Source organism: Burkholderia sp. BCC0044, assembly GCF_902832955.1.
GTDB lineage: Bacteria > Pseudomonadota > Gammaproteobacteria > Burkholderiales > Burkholderiaceae > Burkholderia.
In genome coordinates this window covers 223,563-247,368 of record NZ_CADFDO010000002.1, presented here as the reverse complement: position 1 = coordinate 247,368, position 23,806 = coordinate 223,563, and the positions used below count along the sequence as shown (strand labels likewise).

Annotated in this window: 15 protein-coding genes; 5 read left to right on the top strand and 10 right to left on the bottom strand. The window is 68.2% G+C overall.

Annotated features, from left to right (window positions below; genetic code table 11):
- Positions 1-33 precede the first annotated feature (33 nt).
- The 3 genes from HWX14_RS09715 to HWX14_RS09705 all read right to left on the bottom strand — a co-directional run bounded on the left by HWX14_RS09715 (position 34) and on the right by HWX14_RS09705 (position 9,714).
- Positions 34-7,131 (bottom strand): autotransporter-associated beta strand repeat-containing protein, encoded by a 7,098-nt coding sequence (locus HWX14_RS09715; RefSeq protein ID WP_175882530.1) that lies wholly within the window; start codon positions 7,129-7,131, stop codon positions 34-36.
- A gap of 700 nt (positions 7,132-7,831) precedes the next feature.
- Complete coding sequence (locus HWX14_RS09710) at positions 7,832-8,524, bottom strand: YdcF family protein (protein WP_175882529.1); 693 nt, start codon at positions 8,522-8,524, stop codon at positions 7,832-7,834.
- Positions 8,525-8,679: 155 nt separating this feature from the next.
- A complete protein-coding gene (locus HWX14_RS09705) occupies positions 8,680-9,714 on the bottom strand; it encodes a rod shape-determining protein (RefSeq protein WP_175882528.1) in 1,035 nt (344 codons plus the stop codon).
- 271 nt (positions 9,715-9,985) lie between these two features.
- Here HWX14_RS09705 and HWX14_RS09700 point away from each other — a divergent pair, with 271 nt between their 5' ends.
- Positions 9,986-12,406: a patatin-like phospholipase family protein gene (locus HWX14_RS09700; RefSeq protein WP_175882527.1), complete on the top strand. Its 2,421-nt coding sequence runs from the start codon at positions 9,986-9,988 to the stop codon at positions 12,404-12,406.
- A 111-nt stretch (positions 12,407-12,517) separates the two neighbouring features.
- On the opposite strand, the gene HWX14_RS09695 is transcribed toward HWX14_RS09700, so the two are convergent.
- Positions 12,518-13,648, bottom strand: a complete 1,131-nt coding sequence (locus HWX14_RS09695; RefSeq protein ID WP_175882526.1) for an ATP-binding protein — start codon at positions 13,646-13,648, stop codon at positions 12,518-12,520.
- A 64-nt stretch (positions 13,649-13,712) separates the two neighbouring features.
- A complete protein-coding gene (locus tag HWX14_RS09690) occupies positions 13,713-14,423 on the bottom strand; it encodes a response regulator (RefSeq protein WP_175882525.1) in 711 nt (236 codons plus the stop codon).
- 219 nt (positions 14,424-14,642) lie between these two features.
- Here HWX14_RS09690 and HWX14_RS09685 point away from each other — a divergent pair, with 219 nt between their 5' ends.
- Positions 14,643-15,557: a glutaminase gene (locus tag HWX14_RS09685; RefSeq protein ID WP_175882524.1), complete on the top strand. Its 915-nt coding sequence runs from the start codon at positions 14,643-14,645 to the stop codon at positions 15,555-15,557.
- Positions 15,558-15,932: 375 nt separating this feature from the next.
- Here the strand turns inward: HWX14_RS09685 and HWX14_RS09680 are convergent, their stop codons facing one another.
- Complete coding sequence (locus HWX14_RS09680; protein ID WP_175882523.1) at positions 15,933-16,415, bottom strand: cupin domain-containing protein; 483 nt, start codon at positions 16,413-16,415, stop codon at positions 15,933-15,935.
- A gap of 343 nt (positions 16,416-16,758) precedes the next feature.
- On the opposite strand from HWX14_RS09680, the gene HWX14_RS09675 reads away from it, so the two are divergent.
- Positions 16,759-17,382 (top strand): isochorismatase family cysteine hydrolase, encoded by a 624-nt coding sequence (locus tag HWX14_RS09675; protein WP_244130243.1) that lies wholly within the window; start codon positions 16,759-16,761, stop codon positions 17,380-17,382.
- 49 nt (positions 17,383-17,431) lie between these two features.
- Here HWX14_RS09675 and HWX14_RS09670 read toward each other — a convergent pair whose 3' ends face one another.
- Positions 17,432-18,109: a TetR/AcrR family transcriptional regulator C-terminal domain-containing protein gene (locus tag HWX14_RS09670; protein ID WP_175882522.1), complete on the bottom strand. Its 678-nt coding sequence runs from the start codon at positions 18,107-18,109 to the stop codon at positions 17,432-17,434.
- A gap of 145 nt (positions 18,110-18,254) precedes the next feature.
- On the opposite strand from HWX14_RS09670, the gene HWX14_RS09665 reads away from it, so the two are divergent.
- Entirely contained in the window at positions 18,255-19,784 is a 1,530-nt protein-coding gene (locus HWX14_RS09665; protein ID WP_175882521.1) for an FAD-dependent monooxygenase, read from the top strand.
- Positions 19,785-19,925: 141 nt separating this feature from the next.
- Here the strand turns inward: HWX14_RS09665 and HWX14_RS09660 are convergent, their stop codons facing one another.
- The 3 genes from HWX14_RS09660 to HWX14_RS09650 form a co-directional block, all read right to left on the bottom strand.
- Positions 19,926-20,657: a ribonuclease T2 gene (locus HWX14_RS09660; protein WP_006498851.1), complete on the bottom strand. Its 732-nt coding sequence runs from the start codon at positions 20,655-20,657 to the stop codon at positions 19,926-19,928.
- 127 nt (positions 20,658-20,784) lie between these two features.
- Positions 20,785-21,369, bottom strand: coding sequence for a hypothetical protein (locus HWX14_RS09655; RefSeq protein ID WP_175882520.1), 585 nt, complete (start codon positions 21,367-21,369; stop codon positions 20,785-20,787).
- A gap of 95 nt (positions 21,370-21,464) precedes the next feature.
- A complete protein-coding gene (locus HWX14_RS09650; protein WP_175882519.1) occupies positions 21,465-22,868 on the bottom strand; it encodes a DUF308 domain-containing protein in 1,404 nt (467 codons plus the stop codon).
- Positions 22,869-23,129: 261 nt separating this feature from the next.
- Between HWX14_RS09650 and HWX14_RS09645 the strand changes: the two genes are divergently transcribed.
- Positions 23,130-23,768, top strand: coding sequence for a hypothetical protein (locus HWX14_RS09645; RefSeq protein ID WP_175882518.1), 639 nt, complete (start codon positions 23,130-23,132; stop codon positions 23,766-23,768).
- Positions 23,769-23,806 lie beyond the last annotated feature (38 nt).

Here is a 23,806-nt window from a genome sequence, read left to right as displayed (position 1 = left end):
CCGCGCGCCGCGTACGGGCTCGTCAGTTGCCGGTCAGAATTTCCACAGGATGTTGCCGAGGATCGCGTTGTCGCGCACGCCGCTGCCGTATTGGCCGCTGTACGTGAGGCCGAGCGTCAGGCGCTTCGTGATGTTCGCGTCGATGCCGGCTTCGAGCACCGCGCTGTCGCGAGCAATCGGCACGCCCGACACCTGGAACGACGTGCCGCCGTTCGCGAACGTGAACGCAGACGACGGCCGCACGTTGCCGAACGCATGCCGCCAGCCGACCGTCCCGCGCGCGGTGAACGTGCCGCTCGCGATCGAGCCGAGCTGCGATGCCGCGCGCAGGCCGAGCGTCGAGAAGCCGACGTGGGTCGTCTCGCCGCCCGCGCGCAACGCGGCCGCGCCGCCGGTTTCCGTATAGCCGTCGGTATGCAGGTTCACGTACGCGAGGCCCGCGAACGGTTCGATCGCGACCGGCCCGACCGGCAGCGCGTAGCCGACTTCGCCGAACACCTGCGCCGAATGCGCGTTGTAGCCGGCCGAGTCGTGATCGGAGAAGCCCGCGAAGCCCGGATAGCGGTCGCTGTTGATCCGGTACCACGTGTACGACGCGCCGCCGCGCACGCCGAGCGCGCCGTACTGCGCGCCGCCGTACAGCGACAGGTAGTAGCTGTTCACCGCCGCCGACGCACTCTGGTCGTTGTCGAGCGAGCTGTGCGTGACGCCCGCGGCGAGGCCCGCGCGCCACTTGTCGTTGAGCGCCATGTCGGCGCCGGCGATGAAGCCCGTCATGCTGCGGTTGATCGTCGACGCGTTGCCGTCGCCGGCGAGCCGGCTGCGGCCGCCGAACGCCTGCCCCCAGACGACCGGCTGATACGGCGTGCCGCCATAGCATCCGTCGCGCGAACCGATCCGGCGTTCCGGCGGCAGCGTCGGGTCGACCACGCCGGCCGTGTTGTCGCCGCACAGCGCGGCGCCGCCCGACGACAGGGCCGCGAGCGGGCCCGATCCGGGCGCGAGTCCCTGACGGACACGATCGGTCACCGCGTCACGCACATAGCGGCTGTCGAGCAGCAGCATGCTCTTCAGGCTCGCCTGCAGTTCGCCGTCGAGCAGCCCGTACGCGCGGCGCGCGGTGGGCGCATCGGTCGTCAGCACCGCGTCGTACAGCGGATTGCCGGCGCCGAGCCCGCCCAACGCGGTCGCGACCGCGCGCTGGTTCGGCGTCGTCGCGACGTCGGGCAGCGACGTGCCGTTCTGGACCAGCCGCAGGTACACGTGACCGGGATCGTAGCTGAGGGTCGGCGTCAGGAACGCGTAGTTCGCGCTCACCTGGGTGAACGCGCCCTGCACGCCCGACGACGCGCTGAGGATCGTGTACGTCGTGCTCGGCTGATAGCCGCTCTGGTTCGCGAGCACCTGCACGGTGCCGCCGTTCAGCGTCGCCGCGCCGCTCGCCGCGAGGCTGCCGCTTTGCTGCGGCGTGGCGGCGACCTGGAACGTCGAGCCCGGCTGGAACGTGACGTTGCCGCCCACGTTCAGCGCCGCGCCCGGCTGCGTGGCGGCCGCCGTCGCGCCGCCCTGCACCACGAGGCCGCCGATCGTGCCGGTGCCCGTCAGCGTCGCGCCGTTCTGCACGGTGACGGTCGACTGGCCGAGCGAACCGTTGACGGCGAGCGTGCCCGCGCCGACCGTGGTCGGCCCGCTCAGCGTGCTCGTGCCGGTCAGCGTGAGTTGTCCGCTGCCGGCCTGGGTGAGCGAGCCGGTGCCGGACAGCACGCTCGCGATCGTCACATTGCCCGATTGATTGACGATCAGCGCACCGTTGTCGACGACGTTGCCGGCCACGCTGCCCGACGTGCCGCCGTTGCCGAGCTGCAGCGTGCCGCCGGCTGCGATCGTCGTGCCGCCCGTGTACGTGTTGGCGCCCGTCAGCACCTGCGTGCCGCTCGCCACCGTCACGCCGCCCGAACCGCCGATCGTGCCGCCGAACGTACTGCTGCCGCTGCCGTTCAGCGCCAGCGCATTCGCGCCGAGATTCACGTTCGTCCCGGCCGCCCCCGACAGCGCACCGACCGTTTGCGTGCCGGTCGCCCCGCTCACGTCGAAGGTCGCGCCCGTCCCCGCGAGATTCACCGCGCCCGTCGACGCGAGGCTGCCGCCCGCGCCGAGTGCGAGCGTGCTGCCGCCGTTGATCGTCGTGCCGCCCGTGTACGTGTTCGCGCCCGTCAGCGTCTGCGTGCCGGCGCCGGCCAGCGTCACGCCGCCCGTTCCGCCGATCGTGCCGCCGAACGTGGTGTTGCCGCTGCCGTTCAGCGTCAGCGCGTTCGCGCCGAGATTCACGTTCGTGCCGGTCGCGCCCGACAGCGCACCGATCGTTTGCGTGCCGGTCGCGCCGCTCACGTCGAACGTCGCGCCCGTCCCCGCAAGATTTACCGCGCTACCCGACGCGAGGCTGCCGCCAGCCCCCAGCGCGAGCGTGCTGCCGCCGTTGATCGTCGTGCCGCCGGAATACGTGTTCGCGCCCGTCAGCGTTTGCGTGCCCGTGCCGGCGAACGTCACGCCGCCCGTCCCGCCGATCGCGCCGCCGAACGTCCCGTTGCCGCTGCCGTTCAGCGTCAGCGCATTCGCGCCGAGATTCACGTTCGTGCCGGCCGCCCCGGTCAGCGTGCCGAGCGTCTGCGCGGCCGTCGCGCCGCTCACGTCGAACGTCGCCCCCGCGCCCGCCAGGTTCACCGCGCTGCCGGACGCGAGGCTGCCGCCGGCTCCCAGCGCGAGCGTGCTGCCGCCGTTGATCGTCGTGCCGCCGGAATACGTGTTCGCGCCCGTCAGCGTTTGCGTACCGGTGCCGGCGACCGTCACGCCGCCCGTCCCGCCGATCGTGCCGCCGAACGTGGTGTTGCCGCTGCCGTTCAGCGTCAGCGCGTTCGCGCCGAGATTCACGTTCGTGCCGGCCGCGCCGGTCAGCGTGCCGATCGTCTGCGCGCCCGCCGCGCCGCTCACGTCAAACGTCGCCCCCGTGGCCGCGAGGTTCACCGCGCCGGTCGATGCGAGGCTGCCGCCCGCGCCCAGCGCCAGCGTGCCGCCGCCGCTGATCGTGGTACCGCCGGTATACGTGTTCGCGCCCGTCAGCGTCTGCGTGCCGCTGCCGGCCAGCGTCAGGCCGCCGGTGCCGCCGATCGCGCCGCCGAACGTGTTACTGCCGTTGCCGCTCAGCGTCAGCCCGTTGCCGCCGAGGTTCACGTTCGTGCCGGCCGCGCCGGTCAGTGCGCCGATCGTCTGCGCGCCCGATGCGCCGCTCAGGTTGAACGTCGCGCCCGCCCCGGCCAGATTCACCGTGCCGGTCGACGCAAGGCTGCCGCCCGCGCCGAGCGCCAGCGTGCTGCCGGCGCCGATCGTCGTGCCGCCCGTATAGGTGTTCGCGCCGGACAGCGTCTGCGTGCCGGTGCCCGACAACGTGAGACTGCCGGTGCCGCCGATTACCCCGCCGAACGTGCCGCTCGCGGTGCCGCCGAGCGTCAGTGCGTTGCCGCCCAGGTTGACGTTGGTTCCCGCGACGCCCGACAGCGCGCCGAGCGTTTGCCCGCCCGTCGCTCCGCTCAGGTCGAGCGCCGCGCCGGCACCGGCAAGGTTCATCGCGCCGGTCGACGCGAGGCTGCCGCCCGCGCCGAGCGCCAGCGTCCCCGCGTTGATCGTCGTGCCGCCCGTATAGGTGTTCGCGCCGGTCAGCGTCGTCGTCGCCGCACCGTTCTTCACGAGGCTGCCCGCACCGGCAATCGCACCGCCCAGCGTGAGGCTGTTGCTGCCGCCCAGCGTCAGTGCTGCGCCCGTACCGAGATTGACCGCATTGCCGACCGACAGCGCGGCATTCGTATCGAGCGTCGCCGCGCCGCCGACGTTCAGCGCGCCGGCGCCCAGCGCTCCGTCGTTGCCGAGCACCAGGCTGCCGCTATTGAGGTTCGTGCCGCCGGTGTACGCATTTGCGCCGTTCAGCGTCTGCGTGCCGGTGCCCGACAACGTGAGACTGCCCGAGCCGCCGATCACCCCGCTGAACGTACCGCTGGCGGTGCCGCCCAACGTCAGCGCGTTGCCGCCAAGGTTGACGTTCGTTCCCGCAACACCCGACAGCGCGCCGAGCGTCTGCCCGCCCGCCGCGCCGCTCAAATCCAGCGTCGCGCCGGCGCCGGCAAGGTTCATCGCGCCGGTCGACGCAAGGCTGCCGCCCGCGCCGAGTGCGAGCGTCCCTGCGTTGATCGTCGTGCCGCCCGTGTAGGTATTCGTGCCGGTCAGCGTCGTGGTTGCCGCACCGTCCTTCACGAGGCTGCCCGCACCGGAAATCGCGCCGCCCAGCGTGAGGTTATTGCTGCCGCCCAGCGTCAGCGCGGCGCCCGTGCCGAGATTGACCGCATTGCCGACCGTCAGGCTCGTGTTCGTATCGAGCGTCGCCGCGCCGCCGACGGTCAGCGCGCCGGCGCCCAGCGCCCCGTTGTTGCCGAGCACGAGGCTGCCGCTATTGAGGGTCGTCCCGCCGGTGTACGTATTTGCGCCGTTCAGCGTCTGCGTGCCGGTGCCCGCCAGCGTCAGGCTGCCGGCGCCGCCGATCGTGCCGCTGAACGCGCCGCTCGCGGTCCCGCCCAGCGTCAGTGCGTTGGCGCCGAGGCTCACGCTCGTGCCGACGCCGCCCGACAGCGCGCCGATCGACTGCGCGCTGCCCGCGCTGATGTCGAGCGCGGCCCCCGGATTGACCAGGTTCACCGTACCGGTGGACGACAGGCTGCCGCCCGCGCCGATCGCCAGCGTGCCGGCGTTGATCGTCGTGCCGCCCGTGTATGTGTTCGCGCCCGTCAGCGTCGTGGTCGCCGCGCCGTCCTTCACGAGCGCACCCGCGCCGGAAATCGTCCCGCTCAGCCCGAGCGCGTTGCTGCCGCCGAGCGTCAGCGTATGGCCCGTCCCGATATCGATCGCATTGCCGACCGTGAGGTTCGTGTTCGTATCGAGCGTCGCCGAGCCGCCGACGGTCAGCGCGCCGGTGCCCAGCGCCGCGTTGTTGCCGAGCACCAGTCCGCCCGCGTTCAGCGTCGTGCCGCCTGCATAGTTGTTCGCGCCCGACAGCGTGAGCGTCGCCGCGCCGTTCTTCACGAGACCGCCGCCGCCGGCAACCACGCCGCCGAGGCCGAGATCGGTGCTGCCGCCAAGTGTCAGCGTGGTGCCCGTCGCAATGTTGACGGCATTCGCGAGCGATACGTTGGTCGTCGCGTCGAGCGACGACGAACCGTTCACGTTCACCGCGCCGATGCCGAGCGACGTATTGCTGCCGACGACGAGGTTGCCGCCGTTCAGGTTGGTGCCGCCCGTGTACACGTTCGTGCCCGTCAGCGATTGCGTGCCGGTACCCGACAGCGTCACGCTGCCCGAACCGCCGATCGTGCCGGCATAGGTCGCATTGACGCTGCCGTCGAGCGTCAGCGAATTGGCGCCGAGGTTCACGTTCGTGCCGGCCGCGCCGGCCAGCGCGCCGATCGTCCGCGCGCCCGCCGCACCGCTCACGTCGAACGTTGCGCCCGCACCGGTCAGGTTGACCGTGCCGGTCGCCGACAGGCTGCCGGCCCCGTTCAGCGCGAGCGTGCCGCTGTTGATGGTCGTGTCGCCCGTATACGTGTTCGCGCCGCTCAGCGTCGTGGTCGCCGAGCCGTTCTTCGTGAGGCCGCCGCTGCCGTTGATCGCGCCGGTCAGCCCGAGATCGTTGCTGCCGCCGATCGTCAGCGTCGAGCCGGCGGCGAGATTGACCGTGTTGCCGAGCGTCACGTTCGTGTTCGCGTCGAGCGACGCCGACGCGTTGACGTTCAGCGCGCCGATGCCGAGCGCCGAATTGTTGCCGACCACCAGGCCGCCGGCATTCAGGTTCGTGGCGCCCGTGTAGCTGTTCGCGCCGGACAGCGTCAGCGTGCCGCCGTCGTTCTTCGTCAGCGCACCGCCGCCCGACACCGTGCCGGACAGCGTCAGCCCGGTCGCGCCCTGCACGGTCAGGCCGCCCGCGCCGAGCGACACGTTGTTGGACACGTCGAGCCCCGCCGTGCCCGCCTGCAACGCGCCGCCGTTGCCCGTGACGGTGCCGGTGCCGAGCGACGCGTTGTTGTTGATGATCGCCACGCCGCCCGTCAGCGTCGCGTCCTGCGCGGTGGACGCGCCGTTGATCGTCCAGTTGCCGCTCGTGACGTCGAGGTGATTGAAGTTGATGTAGTTGTTGACCGCGATCGTGCCGGTTGCCGCGGCCCCTTGCTGCAGGTTGAGCGTATTGTTGCCGCCCGCGCCGCCGTCGACGACGCCGGTTGCCGCCACGCCGAGCGTGACCGGCCCGACCGTGATGTTGAAGGCGCCGCCGGTGCCGCCGGCCGTATTGACCGACGAGCCCGTCACGGCATTGAACGTATTGGTGCTGTTCGCCCCCATCGACACGCCGCCGTTGATCGTGCCCGAGTTGGTGAATGTATTGCCCTGTCCCGGTGTGCCGCTCGAGCCCAACGACACGCGACCGGTGATCGTTCCGCTGTTCGACATGTTGACCGTGCCGCCGCCATAGGCGGCGACCACCGGCGCATCGGCGCCAGTCAGCGTCGCGCCGACCAGTGGGGTGGAGCCGATCGTACCGGTGTTCGAAATGGTCGACGTGCCGCCCGTGCCGTTTTGAACCGCCAGCGCCATGCCCGTCACGCCGCTGATCGCCACGCCGGTCGAGCCGTTCATGGTGGCGTTGTTGGTCACGAACGTGGCGCTCGCCGCCGCGTTGCCGACCACGGCACCGCTCGACAGTATGCCGAGCCCGGAGCCGAGCGCCGACGGGTCGATCGTGCCGTTGTTGGTCAGCCTGACGTTATTGCCGGTCAACGACATCGCCGTGCCGCCGACGCCGAGCAGCACGCCGACGCTTGCACCGGGGTTGACCGTCGCGTTCACGTTGTTGGCGCTGTTCGAATAACTGGGCGCCAGCGGATTCGCGACGCCGGAACAGGTCACCGTGGTGCCCGCCGTGCTGCAGGTCGCATGGGCGGGAACGATGCCCGCGCCCGACAGCGCCAGGATCACGCCGGTGGGCAGCAACAGTCTCGGAAACGGCTCACCCGCTTTTTTCGAACGCGCAATATTCATGCTTTCCCTCGTTATCGATTTCGGCGCTGGTATGGGTATCGCGGCCGCATGGCACGCGGCAGAAAATCACGGATAAAAGCGTCCGCTCCGGCAATCGCGACGCGATGTCGGTTTATTCATGGATGAATTTTTTAACAGCCCGGGAATGCAGGTTCGAAACTAGTCGAATGACATGATGGCGGCCCCTGTTTTTTTGCAGCGACTTTCTGGTTGATTTGATTACTGCCCTGCTTTTATCAGACAAGGCTATATCAAACTCTAACCGTTTTCCAGTCGATGTTTTCCATCGGATCAAGGGTCGACGAACGTGTACTTTTTACTCGACGAAAGCAACCGGTCGCGGCATCCGGCACGTTTTCCGCCGCCTTGTTTTGCTTTTCCGCAAAGATAGCGGGCGTGTCGCATCAGCAAAAACGCCGATATATGGCTTTGATTCAACACACGTGGATTTTGCAGCGCAATATTTTTATCGTCATGAACCATCAATACGGATAATCAGCATCCGCTTAACAAGCGCATAGACCTCGATGTTCAAGCTTCCGGCGGAATTATTTTTATTTTTTGCGTTGCAACGAATCCGCGACACGAATCGTTATCGTTTATTCGGTGCCAATGACGTTCGCGCAGCCGGCATGAGGCGACAGGAAACCAGGAAAGCTACGACCTCACACCGGAAGCGCACGCGCCCAGGGCCGCTACATCACGAAAACAGCCGCATCAGATAAAGCATCGGCCGAAACGAAACCGGCCGCGCATCGGGATTCATCCACAACCGCACCGCATACACTGCGTAGGCGGGCACCTCGCGCCAGCTCGAATAAACATCGCGCAACTGGAAGCGGCGCGGATACGCGGCGGAGATGTTCGACCGCGCAATGCCGACGCGCTCGAACGCGAGGCGCGCCCGCGCGAGGTGGTAGTACTGGCTGACGATCAGCACGCGCGACACGCGATGCGCGTGCAGGTAGGCAAGCGTGTGCTGCGCGGTCGCGAGCGTGTTGTCGCCCTGGTCGTCGACGGCGATCCGCTCCGCCGGCACGCCGCGCGCCACGAGGTAGTCGCGCATGGCCGTCGCCTCGTTCAGCCCGGGGCCGTCGATCGCGCCGCTGACCAGGAACGCCGGGCACTGCCCCGCGCGGTAGCAGCGCACGCCCACATCGAGCCGGGCCGCGAGCACGGGCTTCGGCGCGCCGGTTGCGTCGAGCGCGTTGCCGAAGATCACGGCGACGTCCGCCGGGTCGCTGGGCATCCGCATGCCATGGACGACGATCGCGACGGCCGCCGCGGCCCACACGCATGCGACGATCGCCAGCACGCGGCCGGCCCGGGCCGCGAAGCCCCGTTTGGTTCGATATTTCAAGGTATCCGGTCTCTCAGGTGTCGTCGGGCGCATCGGCCGGCCCGGCCCCGAACGGGCGCGTCACGCTAGCACGGCGCGCCCGCGCCTGTCCATGCGATGGACCGATGCCGGCCACGCAGGCCGGCAATACGGAGATCGAAAGAATGTGAATGCGTGCGGCGGGCAGCGGCCGACGGCACCGCCCCGGCTCAATCGGCCGGACACATCGCGAGCCGCCCCATCGCCTCGCCGGCGCCGCGCACCGCGCAGGTGGCCGGCTCGTCGGCGATCCGCGCGATCAGCCCGGTCTCGTCGTACAGCAGGCGTTCGAGATCGGCGAGCAGCGCGCCGCCGCCCGTGAGCACCACGCCGCGATTCGCGATGTCGGTCACGAGTTCGGCCGGCGCGTTTTCCAGCACCGACTTCACCGCGCCGATCACCTGCTTGAGCGGCGCGGCCAGCGCGTCCGCGACGTCGTGATTGGACAGCTCGACCGAACGCGGCAGACCGTCGCCGATGCCGCGGCCGACGGCGCGGGTCGACGTGCGCGGCACCGCGCTGGTGGCCGAGCCGATCGTCTTCTTCACGTGCTCCGCCGTCTGCTCGCCGAGCAGCACGCCGTACAGGTTGCGGACATGGTTGACGATCGCCGCGTCGAACTGGCTGCCGCCGACGCGAATCGCCTCGCGGTACACGATGCCGCCGAGCGCGATCACCGCGACTTCGGTCGTCCCGCCGCCGATGTCGATGACCATCGACCCGACCGGCTCGGTCACCGGCAAGCCCGCGCCGAGCCCGGCCGCGAGCGACTCCTCGATCAGTTCGACCTCCGATACGCCGGCCGCGAACGCGGCCTCGCGGATCGCGCGGCGCTCGACGGCCGTCGCGTCGGACGGCACGCACAACGTGACCTCGACGCGGCGGCCGAAGCGCGAGCGGGTGCGCGACATGTCGATGAAGCTGCGGATCATCTGCTCGGCCGCGTGCGCGTCCGCGATCACGCCGTGCCGCATCGGCCGCACGGCTTCCAGATGCCCCGGTTCGCGGCCGAGCAGCGCCTTCGCGAGCTCGCCGACCGCCTCGAGCGTCGGCCGCGCGTCGCTCGCGCCGCCCTTGCGGAAGCAGACGACCGACGGCTGGTTCAGCACCACGCCGCGTTCATGCGTATAGATCCGCGTACTCGCCGTTCCCGGGTCGATCGCAACGGGTTGCGCAAACAACTTTCCGAACAGCGGTGTGGACATATCAAACCTTGGTGAGGGAACGGGCCGGGACAGCCGCGCCGCACTTTTTGCCGCGCGTCCATACCGCCCCATCACGAGCTTAGCGGCAAATCGTTCCGATACTTTAGGCAATTCCGCTGATTTTTTCGCGACGAATTTGCCGAATGTGGCGTTTCGGGCACGTCCGGCTACGCAACGGCCTCTCGCGTCAGGCCTGTAAAACACGGTAATCTCTCGGTCTTGCCTGCTCCCGGCAGGCCTCAGACGCACGATCACGCCAGGTATCTTCACCATGACAGCGACCGTTTCCTTCCGCTGGGCGCCGGTGCGCCCGCTCTGCACGACGCTCGTTGCCTTCTGGTGCTGCACGGTCGCCGCGCAACCGCTGCCGGCCGCCGAATCCGTCGCGGCCCAGGCCGTTGCCGCTGCCGCCGACGCGCCGGCTGCCGCCACGCCCGCCGCACCCGCCGCCTCCGCCGCGTCGGCGCACACCTGCGCGGCCGACGGCGGCCCGGCCGGCCGCCCGTCGATCGGCCTCGTGCTGTCCGGCGGCGGCGCGCGCGGCTACGCACACCTCGGTGTCCTGAAGGTGCTGGAGGACAACCGGATTCCGATCGACTGCATCGCGGGCACCAGCATGGGCGCCGTGGTCGGCGGCCTGTACGCGAGCGGGATGGCGGCCGACGAGATGCAGAAGCGGCTGTCGGAGGTCAACCTGGCGGATATCGCGTTCGACGTGACGGACCGCGCGGACCTGCCGCAAACCAGCCGCGAAGACGAACGCCTGTACATCAACGGGCTGACGCTCGGCTTCGGCAAGAAAGGCGTCAAGGCGCCGGTCGGCCTCGTACAGGGCAACCGGCTGCAGGCGCTGCTCGCGAACTGGACGGCCGCCGTGCCGACCAACCAGCCGTTCGACCAGTTGCCGATTCCGTACCGCGCGGTCGCGACCGATCTGCAGACGGGCCAGATGGTCGTGCTCGACCACGGCTCGCTGCCGCTCGCGATTCGCGCGAGCATGGCGATGCCGGGCCTGTTCGCGCCGGCCGAGATCAACGGGCGCGCGCTCGTGGACGGCGGGCTCGTCAGCAACCTGCCCGTCGACACCGCGCGGCAGATGGGCGCGAACGTCGTGATTGCCGTCGACATCGGCTCGCAACTGCGCCCGCTCGACGCGCTCGCGTCGCCGGCCGACGTGATGCAGCAGATGGTCGGCATCCTGATCCGCCAGAACGTGACCGCGCAGCGCAAGCAGCTCGACGCGCAGGACGTGCTGCTCACGCCGAACCTCGGCGCGCTCGCGTTCACCGATTTCCAGAACGCGAAGCAGGCGATCGCCGCCGGCGAGCTCGCCGCGACCGCGGCGCTGCCGAAGCTGCGGCGTTTCGCGCTCACGCCGGAACAGTACGCGGCCTACCGGTCCGCGCACGCGCAGCCGCTGCCGCCGCCGATCCGGATCACGCGCATCGACATCAAGACCAGCGGCGGCGTGCCGAAGCGCGTCGTCAGCAACGCGCTGCACGTGAAACCCGGCGATATCTACGATCCGAAGACCGTCAGCCAGGATCTGCTCGGGCTCACGACGGGCGGCAACTTCGAGAGCGTCACGCAACAGATCGTGAGCCGCGGCGACGACAACGTGCTCGAGATCGACGCGCGCGAGAAGTACTGGGGGCCCAACTTCCTGCTGTTCGGGCTCGGCATGTCGAGCAGTTCGACCGACGAGGGCGGCTTCCGCCTGCACGTCGGCTACCGGCGGCCGTGGCTCACCGAGTCGGGGCTCGAATTCCGCGCGGACACGACGATCGGCAGCGACCTGCAGTCGGCGCGCGTCGAATTGCGCCAGCCGCTGTCGACCGCGTACGGCGTGTACCTGTCGCCGTACGCGGAATACCAGCGCCGCTATGCGAACCTGTACGACGACTCCGGCGACGTGAAGATCACGCAGTACCTGATGCAGACGGCGCGCGCCGGGATCGACCTCGGCCTGCCGATCGCGCGGCTCGGCGATTTCCGGGTCGGCCTCGGTTACGTGACCGGGCACGGCTCGCCGACCTACAACGTGCCGTTCGACGACGGCAGCGGCCAGGCGCTGCTGTGGCCGAGCTTCACGTCCCAGGCGCTGATCGCGCGGGCGCGGCTCGTCATCGATCAGCTCGACGATCCGATGTTCCCGCGCAAGGGTTATTTCGGCGAACTGCGGGTCGAACGCTCGCTGGTGTCGCGCAACGGCGGCTCGGCGCAGGAATTCGCCGACGGGATCAGCAACGCGCCTTATACCGAGATCTACGGCAAGGCGATGATTGCGCAGCAGTTCGGCCGGCACAGCGTCAGCGCGACGATCGAAGGCGGCAAGAGCATCGGCGGCACCAACCTGATCAATGCGTTCAACTTCACGCTGGGCGGCTTCCAGCATCTGTCCGCCTATGCGGCCGACCAGTTGAACGGCAACGAGCTCGCGTACGGGCAGATCACGTACATGAACCAGTTGATGACGTTCAACGCGTCGCCGATCAAGGCGCTGTCGGTGGGCGCCAGCGCGGAAGTCGGCAACGTCTGGTCGAGCGGCCAGAAGATCGGCGGCGGCGCGCTCAAGCAGAGCTACACGTTCTTCACGAGCCTGTCGACCGCGTTCGGGCCCGTCTATATCGGCGTGGCGCTCGCGCCCAGCGGCCGACGCAACTTCTACCTGCAGCTCGGCCGCACTTACTGAGCACACGCGGATGCCGCCGAGGCGGCATCCGTGTCGGCGTCACGCCGTGCGCGCTCACCGGCGACCTTCGTCTTCACGATTGCCGCGTGCCGGGCCTCGCCCGGCGTCGCCCTAGACCGGCCAGCTGATCTCGAACCGCGCGCCGCCGAGCTCGACCGGATCGACGACCGCGATCCGGCCGTTGTGCGCATGGAGCACCTGCCGCGTGATCGACAGGCCGAGCCCGTAGCCGCCGGTGCGACGGTCGAGGCGCACGAACGCGTCGAAGATCCGTTCGCGCTCGCCCTCGGGCACGCCGGGGCCGTCGTCCTCGACGAAGATCCCGATGTTGCCGTGCACGAGCGAGATCCCGACGACGATCCGCGATTTCGCGTACTTGCTCGCGTTGCGCAACAGGTTGCGCATCGCATACGACATCAGCCGCCGGTCCATCTTCACGCGCAAATCCGATCCGATCTCGATGCGCGACTCGATCGCCCGGTCCGGATACAGCAGTTGCGCGTCGTTCACCTGGTGCTCGAACCACGCGACGGGCGCCGTCATCTCGAGGTTCGACTGCAGCGAGCTGTATTCGAGCCGCGCGTACGTGAGGCTCATGTCGATCAGCTCCTCGAGCTCGGTCACGTCCTGCGCGATGCTCTCGAGCGCGCCCTGGTATTCGGCCGCCGACCCCGGTTCGCGCAGCATTTCGAGCGCGAAGCGCACGCGCGCGAGCGGCGTGCGCAGCTCGTGCGAGATCCCGTTCGTCAGATCGCGCTGCGCGGCGATCAGCCGCTCCATCCGCATCGCCAGCGCATTCAGCGTGCGCGCGAGCGGGCCAATGATCACGCTGTGCGATTCCCGCGCACGCGTATTGAAGCGCCCGCCGGTGAAGTCGATCGCACGCTCGCGCACCATCACCAGATCCGACCAGACCGGCCGCATCCACCGGTACGCGGCGAGCGCGGGCGCGGTGAACACGAACGCGAGCACGATCCAGATGTCGCCCGGCAGCGAGTCGAACGCATGCCACACGACCTCCGGCGACAATTCGACGCACAGCGCGAGCGCGGGCACCAGCGCGGTCAGCAACACGAGGCCGAGCAGATGCAGGTAGGTGCGCACGTACAGGCGCGACCAGCTCGGAATGCGATCGGCGCGCGTGTCGGTCCACGCGCGGCGGAAATGCAGCCAGCGCCACTTGACGTAGCGCAGCGTCGGCAGCGGCGGTGCATCGGGGTGCGAACGGGTTCGTCGAATCATCGCGGCTCCCGGGCGGCGGGCGGAATGCCCGCGCGGAACGTGACGGCGGCGCGCGAGCGCGGCGTCATTCCCACGCGTGCTTGCTGAATTGATAACCCTTGCTGCGGATCGTCTTGATCCGTTGCGGGTTGCTCGCGTCGTCGCGCAGCTTGCGGCGCAGCTTCGAGATGCGCCCGTCGATCGTGCGGTCGAGGCCGTCGAATTCGACGCCGCGCAACTGCAGCATAAGATCGTCGCGGCTCACGACTTCGCCCGCGTGGCACACGAGCGCCCACAGCAGGTCGAATTCGGCCGACGTCAGATCGGGCGTGCTGCCGTCGGGCAGCAAGACGGTGCGGTCGGTACGGTCGATCGAGAACTTGCCGAACGCGTAGCGCTCCGGCTGCGGCGCGGTGCTTTCGGCCGCACGCGCGGGCGCGCGGCGCAGTTGCGCCTTGATCCGCGCGAGCAGGATGCGCGGCTCGACCGGCTTGTGCACGTAGTCGTCCGCGCCGAATTCGAGGCCGAGCAGCTCGTCGAACGGCTCGTCGCGCGCCGTCACCATGATGATCACGCCGTCGTACTGCTTGCGCGCCTCGCGGCAGATTTCGAAGCCGTCCTTGCCCGGCAGGTTCACGTCGAGAATGACGAGATCGGGACGAATGGACAGGATCGCCGGCACCGCGGCGTCACCATGCAGCACAGTGTCGACTTCATAGTCGTTCTTGCGCAGGTAGCCGGCGATCAGCGTGGACAGGCGGGTGTCGTCTTCGACGAGCAGGATGCGAAAAGACATGGGCGGCGGTCGGATCATCGGGGAAGCCGCGGCGGCGCCGGCCGGTGCCGGACGCCGGCCCTCGGCCGAAACGTACCGCATGATACTGCGCCCGCCGCTCGCCTGTTTGCCGGTCTTGAAAATAAGGGCGCGATTCCGGCCGCGCTTGACGAATCGGCGCCGGGACGGTTCCATACGGGCTCGCCGGAATCCGGCCGTGCCTCTACCCTGCCTGACGTGATGAATTACCAATCGATTCTTGAACGCATCCACACCGAACTCGCCCCCTGGATTGGCCAGGGCCGGGTAGCCGACTACATTCCCGAACTCGCGAAAGTGCCCGCCGACAAGTTCGGGATGGCCGTCGTCACGCTCGACGGAAACGTTTACACGGTCGGCGATGCGCACGAGCGCTTCTCGATCCAGAGCATCTCGAAGCTGTTCGCGTGCACGCTCGCGTTCCAGCTGCTGGGCGACGAACTGTGGGAACGGGTCGGCCGCGAGCCGTCCGGCACCGCGTTCAATTCGCTGGTCCAGCTCGAAAGCGAGCGCGGCAAGCCGCGCAATCCGTTCATCAACGCGGGCGCGCTGGTCGTCACCGACGTGCTGTGCCGCCGCTTCGTGAAGGCCGAGACGGCGCTCGTCGAATTCGTGCGGCGGCTGATCGGCTCGAACGACGTCGACTACGATTCGCGCGTCGCGCTGTCGGAGTTGCAGCACGCGGAGCGCAACCGCGCGATGGCGCATTTCATGGCGAGCTTCGGCAACATGCAGATGCCGCCGGATACGGTGATCGACGCATATTGCCGGCAGTGCGCGATCACGATGAACTGCGTGGAGCTCGCCACCGCCGCGCTGTTCCTCGCGAACGGCGGCGTCGCGCCGGCGACCGGCGAGCGCGTCGTCGATTCGAGTTCCGCGAAGCGGCTGTCGGCGCTGATGCTGACCTGCGGCACCTATGACGCGGCCGGCGATTTCGTGTATCGGGTCGGGCTGCCGGCGAAGAGCGGCGTCGGCGGCGGGATCGTCGCGGTGCTGCCCGGGGAGATGGCGGTGTGCGTGTGGGCGCCGGGGCTGGATGCGAACGGGAATTCGTTGGCGGGGACGCTGGCGCTGGAGTGGTTGACGACTTATACGGGAAGGTCGATTTTTTGAAGTATTGAGGTCAGGCGCGCTTCATCCGCAGATGAGATATCCGCAGGCTTATACAAAAAATCAACAAAAATAAAAACATTGCTTATCGCCTCACTAGGAATTTCATTGCTTTCCCAAACGTCCCCAGCCTTTGCGGATAGTGACAACGGGAAAAAGCTCTGCCGCCACACCCATGGACGGTCAAGGATTTTCGCGATCTGAATCAATATATGACTGGATTGATTTCAAAGAAATAGCACACTGAGCTTCGATACATCGGCTAAGCGATTTCATCCATTCGTTGCATCGACGGGCCGAACCCGCAAAGTACGGCGGTCACTCGCCCGGATATCGTCGCTGGCGGGTGGTCGGCCGATGCGGTCTTCCGCGTGAGCGTCAGTCCGGCATCCCGTTATGGCCCCCGAGCGGTCTGTCGGGCCAGTCCGCCCATCGGTCCGCGCGGGTCAGTTCGTACGCTTCGTTGAGCGGGTAACGAATGCGGTTGTCGTCGCGAGGACGTTCGCCGATCACCATCAACCTGACTTCGTCCTTCGTATTGTTGATGAAGGTGTGACAAATTCCGGTGCCGGCCGGAAACGCGACGGAATCGCCCTCGGCAATGGGGTGAAGCACGCCGTCGATCCATACGTCCGGCTTGCCTTCGAGCACGTACACAAACTCCTGCTCGGTACTTTCGGCGTGCGGATATGACGTCCGCCGTCCGGGCAGCAGCCTGACATGATGGATTCCAATACGCGTAATGCCGAGTGCGGCGGAAAGCGGCGCGTCGAGCGCCATTGGCTCGGTATCGCCGCGATAGGAATGCGCATCCGGTTCTTCGAGTTCAGTCCAGTGCTTAATGAAATCCGGCCGGCTCATCGGGGGTTCTCCTTGAAGAGGAACGTCCATGATAGCGGTTGACGGAAAGGACAAAACGCGTTCGTGGCGCGCGGCATTTTTCGATGTCGGGTTGCAACGGCCACGCGTGACCGTTTTGCCGATCCCGGCCGTTGACGGCGGCGTGGCTGCCCGCATGGGCCGTTCTGAAGGAATCACGCCCGGGTTTATATTTCCAGGGCACGGGCACGTCGGCGTTGGGTCGACGACTTATACGGCGGGGCGGTCGGTTTTTTTGAAGTACGTGCGCGAAAAATTCAGATGCACCTCGCCAACAGCACGGAGAACGTTATTCATGAACGAGGAAACCGCACCGGATATCGAAATGGCAACCCACTCGCCCGCCAATGATGACAACGCACACGCTCAAAGCACGGCCTCCCGGATTCCCCCCATCGCGCCATCCAGAACCGCGCTGCTCGTCATGCATTACCAGACCGACATCCTCGGCCTATTCCCGTCGGTCGCGCCTGAATTGCTCGCCAATACGCGCCGTCTCTGCGACGCGGCACGCGCTGCCGGCGTCGGCGTCTGGTTCGCGAATCTTCGCTTCAGCCCCGGCTATCCGGAAGTCAGCCCGCTCAACAAGAACGGCCAGGGCATCAAGCAACTCGGCCTGTTCATCGTCGACGCCCCGTGCCCCGAACTGGCCAGGCAGCCCGACGAACCGCTGATCCTCGCTCACCGCGCAAGCGTGTTCTTCGGCACCGATCTGCACGCGCGTCTGCTCGCACAAGGCGTCGATACGCTGATCATGGTCGGCATCGCGTCGACCGGCGTGATGCTGTCGTCGATCGCCCACGCGAGCGACGCCGACTTCCGCCTCTACACGGTCAAGGATTGCTGCTACGACCCGGATCCGATCGTCCACGAGCATCTGTTCGCCACCGCGTTCGAATCGCGCACGACGGTGCTGTCGCTCGCGGACGCGCTTCGGCTGCTGGCGTGACAACGGACTCGTCGCACCGCCGTTCGGAACCATGCATCCGACGGCGGGCTTAGCGGGCCGCCGCCCCTATCCCCGCCAGAATGAGGTCGATGCCCGCCAGGAACTGCGCACGCTCGTCGTGCGCGGCCAGTTGCGCCGCCACCTTGCGCACGAACGGATACTGCGACGGTTCCAGCTGCGCCCACCGCTCGGCAACGGCCGCGACGATCTCCGGCTGCCCCGTCTCGCGCGGATGCAGCCGCGCGCCGGCCGCATACTGGCCAGCCAGCCCGAAGATGTAATGCATCAGCGCCGACGCCGCGTTGAATTGCGCGGGCTCGGGCACGCCCAGCGCCTGAAGCTGACCGCCGACGCGCTCCAGTATCCGCAGCACCGCCTGCTGCCACGGCTCGCGGAACAACTGCGCGCCCACCCACGGATGCGCGCTGAACGCGTCGAACAGGCGCAGCGCGATGCGCCGGATCGCTTTCGCCGCATCGCCGTCACGCTTCGTCGGCAGGTCCGTCAGCGCACTCGCGATCACTTGATCCGCGGCCGCCGCGAGCAGGGCATGCTTGTCTGCGACATGCCAGTAGATCGCGCCGCTTCCGGTCGCCAGGTGCGCGGCAAGCGCGCGAAACGTCAGCGCGCCCTCGCCTGCATGGTCAAGGATCTCGATCGCGGCCTCGACGATTCGCTCTTTCGACAGCGCGTCCGCACGCCGCTCGGTTCGGTTGCTGGTTTTCATGCGCGCTAGCTTGACACATCTGGAACATCGTTCCAATATCTTGTCGATGGAACGACGTTCCACTACTTTCCCGAAGCGCGCGCGATGCCGGCGCGTACCGCCCTCTCGATCACACCAGGCCGCCGAGCCTGAACCCGCGCCACCGATGAATCCACCCGTGACCCATGATGTCGTGATTGCCGGAGCCGGCCCTGTCGGCCTGTTTCTCGCGTGCGAGCTGCGCCTTGCCGGTGCGTCCGTGCTGGTGGTCGAACAGGCAGGCGATCCGGAATCTCCGCTGAAGCCTCTCCCGTTCGGCATGCGCGGCCTGTCCGCGCCGACCATCGACGCGTTCTACCGTCGCGGCCTGCTCGACGGCATCGCGCTGCCGTCCCGCGCAACGGACACCGCGCACTGGATGCAGCAAGCGCGTCGTCCGGCCGGCCATTTCGCCGGCATCCAGTTCTTCCACGACGACATCGATGCGTCGCAGTGGCCGTACCATCTGCCCGGCCCGGCCGGCACGCACATGGCGACCGACATGGCGCGCGTCGAATCCGTGCTGACGGCCCGTGCGCACACAACAGGCGTCGAGATCCGGCGCGGCCTTGCCGTCGAAGGCTTCGATCAGTCGAACGATGGGGTCATGCTGTACGCAGGCGGCGAGACATTCCACGCACGCTGGCTCGTCGGCTGCGACGGCGGCCGCAGTGCGGTCCGCAAGGCCGGCGGCTTCGCGTTCGCAGGCACCGACGCCGAGTTCACCGGCTACTCGATCGAAGCCGAGTTCGCCGATCCGGGCGCGCTGCTGCCGGGCCGGCACTACACGCCGGCCGGCATGTACACGTACACGCCGCCGGGAACCGTCGCGCTGGTCGAGTTCGACGGCGGCACGTTCCACCGGAGCGGGCCGGTCACGCTCGAGCATGCGCAGGCCGTGCTGCGCCGCGTGTCCGGCACCGGCGTCACGTTGACCGCGCTCCGGCTCGCCGCCACGTGGACCGACCGCGCGTACCAGGCATCGACGTACCGCAACGGCCGCGTGCTGCTCGCGGGCGACGCCGCGCACATCCACTCGCCGCTCGGCGGCCAGGGCCTCAATCTCGGGCTCGGCGATGCGATGAATCTCGGCTGGAAGCTGGCCGCGACGATCCGCGGCGATGGGCCGGCGGCCCTGCTCGATACCTACACGGACGAACGGCATCCGGTGGGCGCACGCGTGCTCGACTGGTCGCGTGCGCAGGTCGCGCTGATGCGGCCGTCCCCGGGTTCGCGCGCGCTCGCGGCGATCATCCGCGATCTCGTCGACACGCGCGACGGCGCGACGTACTTCGCCGAACGCCTGTGGGGCGTGTCGCTCGCGTACGATCTCGGCGGCGGCCATCCGCTCGTGGGCCGCGGCGTTCCGGACTTCGAACTGACCGACGGCACGCGGCTCGGCGAACACGTCAGGCACGGCAAGGGTGTGCTGCTGGACTTCGATGCGGACCAGCCGCTTCGGGCACTCGCAAGCCGCTGGCGCGACCGCATCGCCTATATCGCGAGCGGCGCGAAAGACCGGCTCGGATTGCGCGCGGTGCTCGTGCGCCCCGACGGCTTCGTCGCCTGGGCCTGCGACGACGATGCGGACGTGGACATCGACGCCGCCACGCAGGCGGTCACGCGATGGTTCGGCGCGCCTTGCGCGGCACATTGAGCGCAGCCGACCAACGCGGGAAGCGGATGTGTGCCGCCGACCGCCAAACGTGCATGCGCGCCATCAACGACGCGCCCGACATCCCCGAATGCCCGGACCGCCCGCGACGTGCGCGACATCGCGCACGTCACCCGCGTCCCCTCACTTCGCGATAAACACCCCCGACGTCGGGCACGTACCCTGCGTATTGCCGTCCGTCACGAGCGACGCGGCGCTCGGAAACTGCGCGGTCGCATTCGTCTTCACCGCGATCCATGCTTCGGTGAAGTAGCTCACGCCATTTGTCTTCGTGCATTTCAGCGACACCGCGCTGCGCGTGTTGCTGCCGAACGCGCCTTCGAACGCCGACAGCAACTGGTTACGCGTGACCGTCTTGCCCGCGTTCGCCTGCAGGAACGCGTTGAACGACGTGTTGCCCAAGCGGCTGATCATGCCCGACGCCTGGTTCCAGTACGCATCGGGCGTCGCCGAATTCGAGCAGGTGCCGTGCTTGAACCACTCGTGCTTGTCGAGACACGATGCAACGCCCGGCATATACGTCGACAGCGTGTTGCGCGTCGCGCTGCTGATCGGGTACGCGTCCATGCTGCACCACTGGTGCGCGTTGTCGAGGTCGATGTCGTTCTGCGGCACGCCGCAGTAGAACGGCTGGTTGCCGTCGTAGCGGTTCGGCCACAGCCCGTGCAGCGACAGGCTCGTCGCCGCATACGAGCCGGCGAGGTTCGTGCATTCCGGCGTGTCGTGCGACGCGCAGAAGCCGGGCTCCCACGATGCGGCGAGCAACAGGTAGTCGTAGCTGGTCTGCGCGGCGGCGTGCAGCGAAACGGAAGCGACGGCGAGTGCGGCAGCGGCGCGGGCGAGCGTCTTGAGCATGGCGTGTTTCCTCGGAAAAGGCTTGCGGTCGCGGGATGCGCCGCAAGATTGTCGAATGTCTGCCCGCGATTGTTGCTGCCGCAACGTGGCACGAATGTGAAGGTGCACGAAAGAATGCGCGATTCGCTCAGGTGCCGAGCTGCGTGCACGCGCGCGCCGACGCTTCGGGGCCCTCGAGCGCGAGAATCTGCCACACGCCGACGCTGACGCGCCGGCGCGCGGCCGTCGACGGATCGGCCAGCAACGCCTCGACACGCGGTGCGACATCGGGCGCCTTCTGCTGCAACGCCGCATGGTGCCGCGCGCGCGACGCCGGTTCCGGTTCGTACACGTCGCACAGGCGCACCATGCCGGCGAGGCCGGCCAGCGTGTCGTCCTTGTCGATCGCGGCCGGCTCGACGGGCACGAGCCCGTCGCGCTCGGCCGGCGGCAGCTGGTTGCGCGCGCCTTCGTCGATCGCCGTGGCGGAAGCCGGCGGCAGGCCGCCGATCGCCGCGACAATCCGGCTGCCCGCGGCGATCATGTCGCCCTGGCACGCGATCTTCTCGGCGGCCGCGACGTTCGAGCAGAACGACACCGACATCCGGTACACGTCGTTGCTCATGCGCAGTACGTCGTCCGTGTCCGCCTGCGCGAAGCCGGCGCTCGCCAGCGCCAGCACCAGCGTCAGCGCGGCGGGAGTCAGGATGCGGAACGCTCTCGTCTCGTTCATCGTCGTCGTCCGTGGGGTTTTTATCGCGGGCAATCTCGCCGGGCCGCACGGCGGCGCCCCTTGTGATGCCGGGCCCTCATCCGGCGCCACGCGTTTCACTTCATCGACGCAGCCTCCGATCCGCCAGGCGACAGCGCCGCACTGTCCTGCTCGCGCCACGCGCGGCGCGACGCCATGATCGCGCTCACCGCCGAGCGCGCGACCTTCCACCACGCGAACGGACGCGGATCGGCGAGCATGCTGAGCGCGCGCGCATAGTCGAGCGTGAGCCCGGGCGTCCATGCCATCGTCACCGCGCGCTTGCGGATCTGCGCGGCCACCCACAGCTCGGGCGTGAGCAGCAGCCGCACGAACGCGCCCCACCCGGCGCGCGCGCCCTTCAGCCGCCACACCGCGCCGTCGAGCGCGGCCTCGAGCGCATTCGACACGGTGCTCGAGCAGTTGCGGTGCGTGAGGTTGTACGTCGTGTTCTGCCGGTACGACGACCAGAACGCATCGAGCTTGGCCGGATCGTAGTTGCGAATGCGCACGCGCACGGTCGACGGGCACCACGCTGTCGACTCGGTCGCGTAGTCGGGCTGGAACAGGCCGGGCACGTCGTTCTCGCGCGTTGCGCGCAGGATGCGCGTGAATTCGTCCGGAGAACGATCGATCTCGACGCCCGGATACAGGCTGATGTAGATGCCCTCCGGCGATTCCAGCGCCGCATGGCCGGTCGAGATCACGCCATTGACGTCCACCGCCGCGATATAGCGGTCGATCAGCGGATAGCGCTGCGCCTCGGCCTTCGACGTGCCGGTCGGTGTCCATACGTGCACGGTGAGCGCCCGCTCGCCGTCGGCCGGCGGGCCGTCCCATTCGGATTGCGTGAATTGCGGCAGGTCCGGCGCATCGTCGAGATCCGGCGCAAGCGCCGGCGCGGGCGACGTCGCGAACGCCGGATTGCGCGTCAGCCGCCGCACACGTGCGGCGAGACTCAGCATGTGCATCCCGCCGAACATCAGCAGCAGGCCGAGGCAGTACGGCACGGTGCCGACGTAGTGCGTCGGGTACGGCTGGAAGAAAAAGATCGCCAGCAGGATCTCGACGACGCCCCACGCGAACGCGACGTGCCAGCGGCGATAGCGCACCATCCACGCGGACGTGCACTGCAGCAGCCCGTCGACGAGAAACAGCGTGCCGAAGATCATCGACAGCAGGAAGTGGCCGTGATGATGGCCGGCAAACACGAGCCCCGCGGCCACCACGACCGCGATGCCCTTCACGTAGCGCAGGATGCGCTGCCCGCCGACCCCGCTGCCGGCCACCGCGAGCGTCGCGAGCCCTTCGATCAGGAACAGCCACGCGAACAGCTCGATCGGAAAATGCAGCGCGCCGTCGAGCGCGTCGACGAAAATACCGACGCCCGCGACGACCCACAGCCAGCCGAGCACGGTCAACCCGCGCCAGCGGGTGCGCAGATATTCGATGCCCAGCAGCAGCAATACCAGTCGTACCATTGCGCCCTCGTATCTTTTTGGGACACGCGCGGCCTCGCGTTCCCTGTCGTGTCGGCCGGCACGCGCCGCTCTCGCCGAATAATAAGATATGGCGGGACCGGTTGAAAGCGTCGCGAAAACGTTTTCGATAGAGCGAGGATGGGTGCGGCTGCCCGCTGCCGCGGGAAGGTTCGGGTTCGACAACGTGCGGCGGATACGCGAGAATCCGGCTTCCGAGGGCGAAAGCCACCCAACCGAACCGCACAGACGGGACAACAAGAAATGAGCACATCCATCACGCGCCGGCGCCTGCTGGCCGCCGGCTTCGCCGCGAGCAGCCTCGCACTGTCGGGCTGCTTCACGCCGAAGCTGTACAAGAACGACGCGTACAGCGAACACGTATCCGCATTCATGATGACCGAGGACGGCAAGAAACTGGTCGTCCTCGGCACGCGCTACCATTACATCTTCGATCTGCCGGCCCGATTGCGGCCGGTCCTGCTGTCCGGCTATCGGAAATCGGTACGCACGACATTCGAGGGCTTTCATGCGAGCGGCGGCGGCGTCACCGGGCATTACCGGATCGTGCTGCCGAAAGACGCGTCGGACGACGATCGACGGGCCGCCTCCGCCGACGGCTTCGCCAGCGAGCCGGCCGGCCTCGTGCTCGAAGGCGACATCGACGGCAAGCGCTACTCGACCGAAGGCTTCGTCGAGAAGGACAAGGCGGCCGCGCAACCGTTCAACCGCCCGTACTCGGTCTACATCGTGGAATCGCCGTCCGTCGTCGGCATGGGTCTGCGGATTCTCGCCACGCCGATCACGGTGGCCGCCGACGGCGTACTCGTGCTGGGCGGCATCGTGCTCGTGCCGTTCGCGGCCATTGCGATCCAGGCAAACGGCGGCATCCGGATCATGTAACGGCGCTGTCACGGCGCGCACGGTACGGTCCCAACAGG

Excerpts from the sequence above, each read along its gene's own strand:
- HWX14_RS09715 (WP_175882530.1), bottom strand. The coding sequence starts at position 7,131 with ATGAATATTGCGCGTTCGAAAAAAGCGGGTGAGCCGTTTCCGAGACTG.
- HWX14_RS09710 (WP_175882529.1), bottom strand. The coding sequence starts at position 8,524 with ATGCGCCCGACGACACCTGAGAGACCGGATACCTTGAAATATCGAACC.
- HWX14_RS09705 (WP_175882528.1), bottom strand. The coding sequence starts at position 9,714 with ATGTCCACACCGCTGTTCGGAAAGTTGTTTGCGCAACCCGTTGCGATC.
- HWX14_RS09700 (WP_175882527.1), top strand. The coding sequence starts at position 9,986 with ATGACAGCGACCGTTTCCTTCCGCTGGGCGCCGGTGCGCCCGCTCTGC.
- HWX14_RS09695 (WP_175882526.1), bottom strand. The coding sequence starts at position 13,648 with ATGATTCGACGAACCCGTTCGCACCCCGATGCACCGCCGCTGCCGACG.
- HWX14_RS09690 (WP_175882525.1), bottom strand. The coding sequence starts at position 14,423 with ATGTCTTTTCGCATCCTGCTCGTCGAAGACGACACCCGCCTGTCCACG.
- HWX14_RS09685 (WP_175882524.1), top strand. The coding sequence starts at position 14,643 with ATGAATTACCAATCGATTCTTGAACGCATCCACACCGAACTCGCCCCC.
- HWX14_RS09680 (WP_175882523.1), bottom strand. The coding sequence starts at position 16,415 with ATGAGCCGGCCGGATTTCATTAAGCACTGGACTGAACTCGAAGAACCG.
- HWX14_RS09675 (WP_244130243.1), top strand. The coding sequence starts at position 16,759 with ATGGCAACCCACTCGCCCGCCAATGATGACAACGCACACGCTCAAAGC.
- HWX14_RS09670 (WP_175882522.1), bottom strand. The coding sequence starts at position 18,109 with ATGAAAACCAGCAACCGAACCGAGCGGCGTGCGGACGCGCTGTCGAAA.
- HWX14_RS09665 (WP_175882521.1), top strand. The coding sequence starts at position 18,255 with ATGAATCCACCCGTGACCCATGATGTCGTGATTGCCGGAGCCGGCCCT.
- HWX14_RS09660 (WP_006498851.1), bottom strand. The coding sequence starts at position 20,657 with ATGCTCAAGACGCTCGCCCGCGCCGCTGCCGCACTCGCCGTCGCTTCC.
- HWX14_RS09655 (WP_175882520.1), bottom strand. The coding sequence starts at position 21,369 with ATGAACGAGACGAGAGCGTTCCGCATCCTGACTCCCGCCGCGCTGACG.
- HWX14_RS09650 (WP_175882519.1), bottom strand. The coding sequence starts at position 22,868 with ATGGTACGACTGGTATTGCTGCTGCTGGGCATCGAATATCTGCGCACC.
- HWX14_RS09645 (WP_175882518.1), top strand. The coding sequence starts at position 23,130 with ATGAGCACATCCATCACGCGCCGGCGCCTGCTGGCCGCCGGCTTCGCC.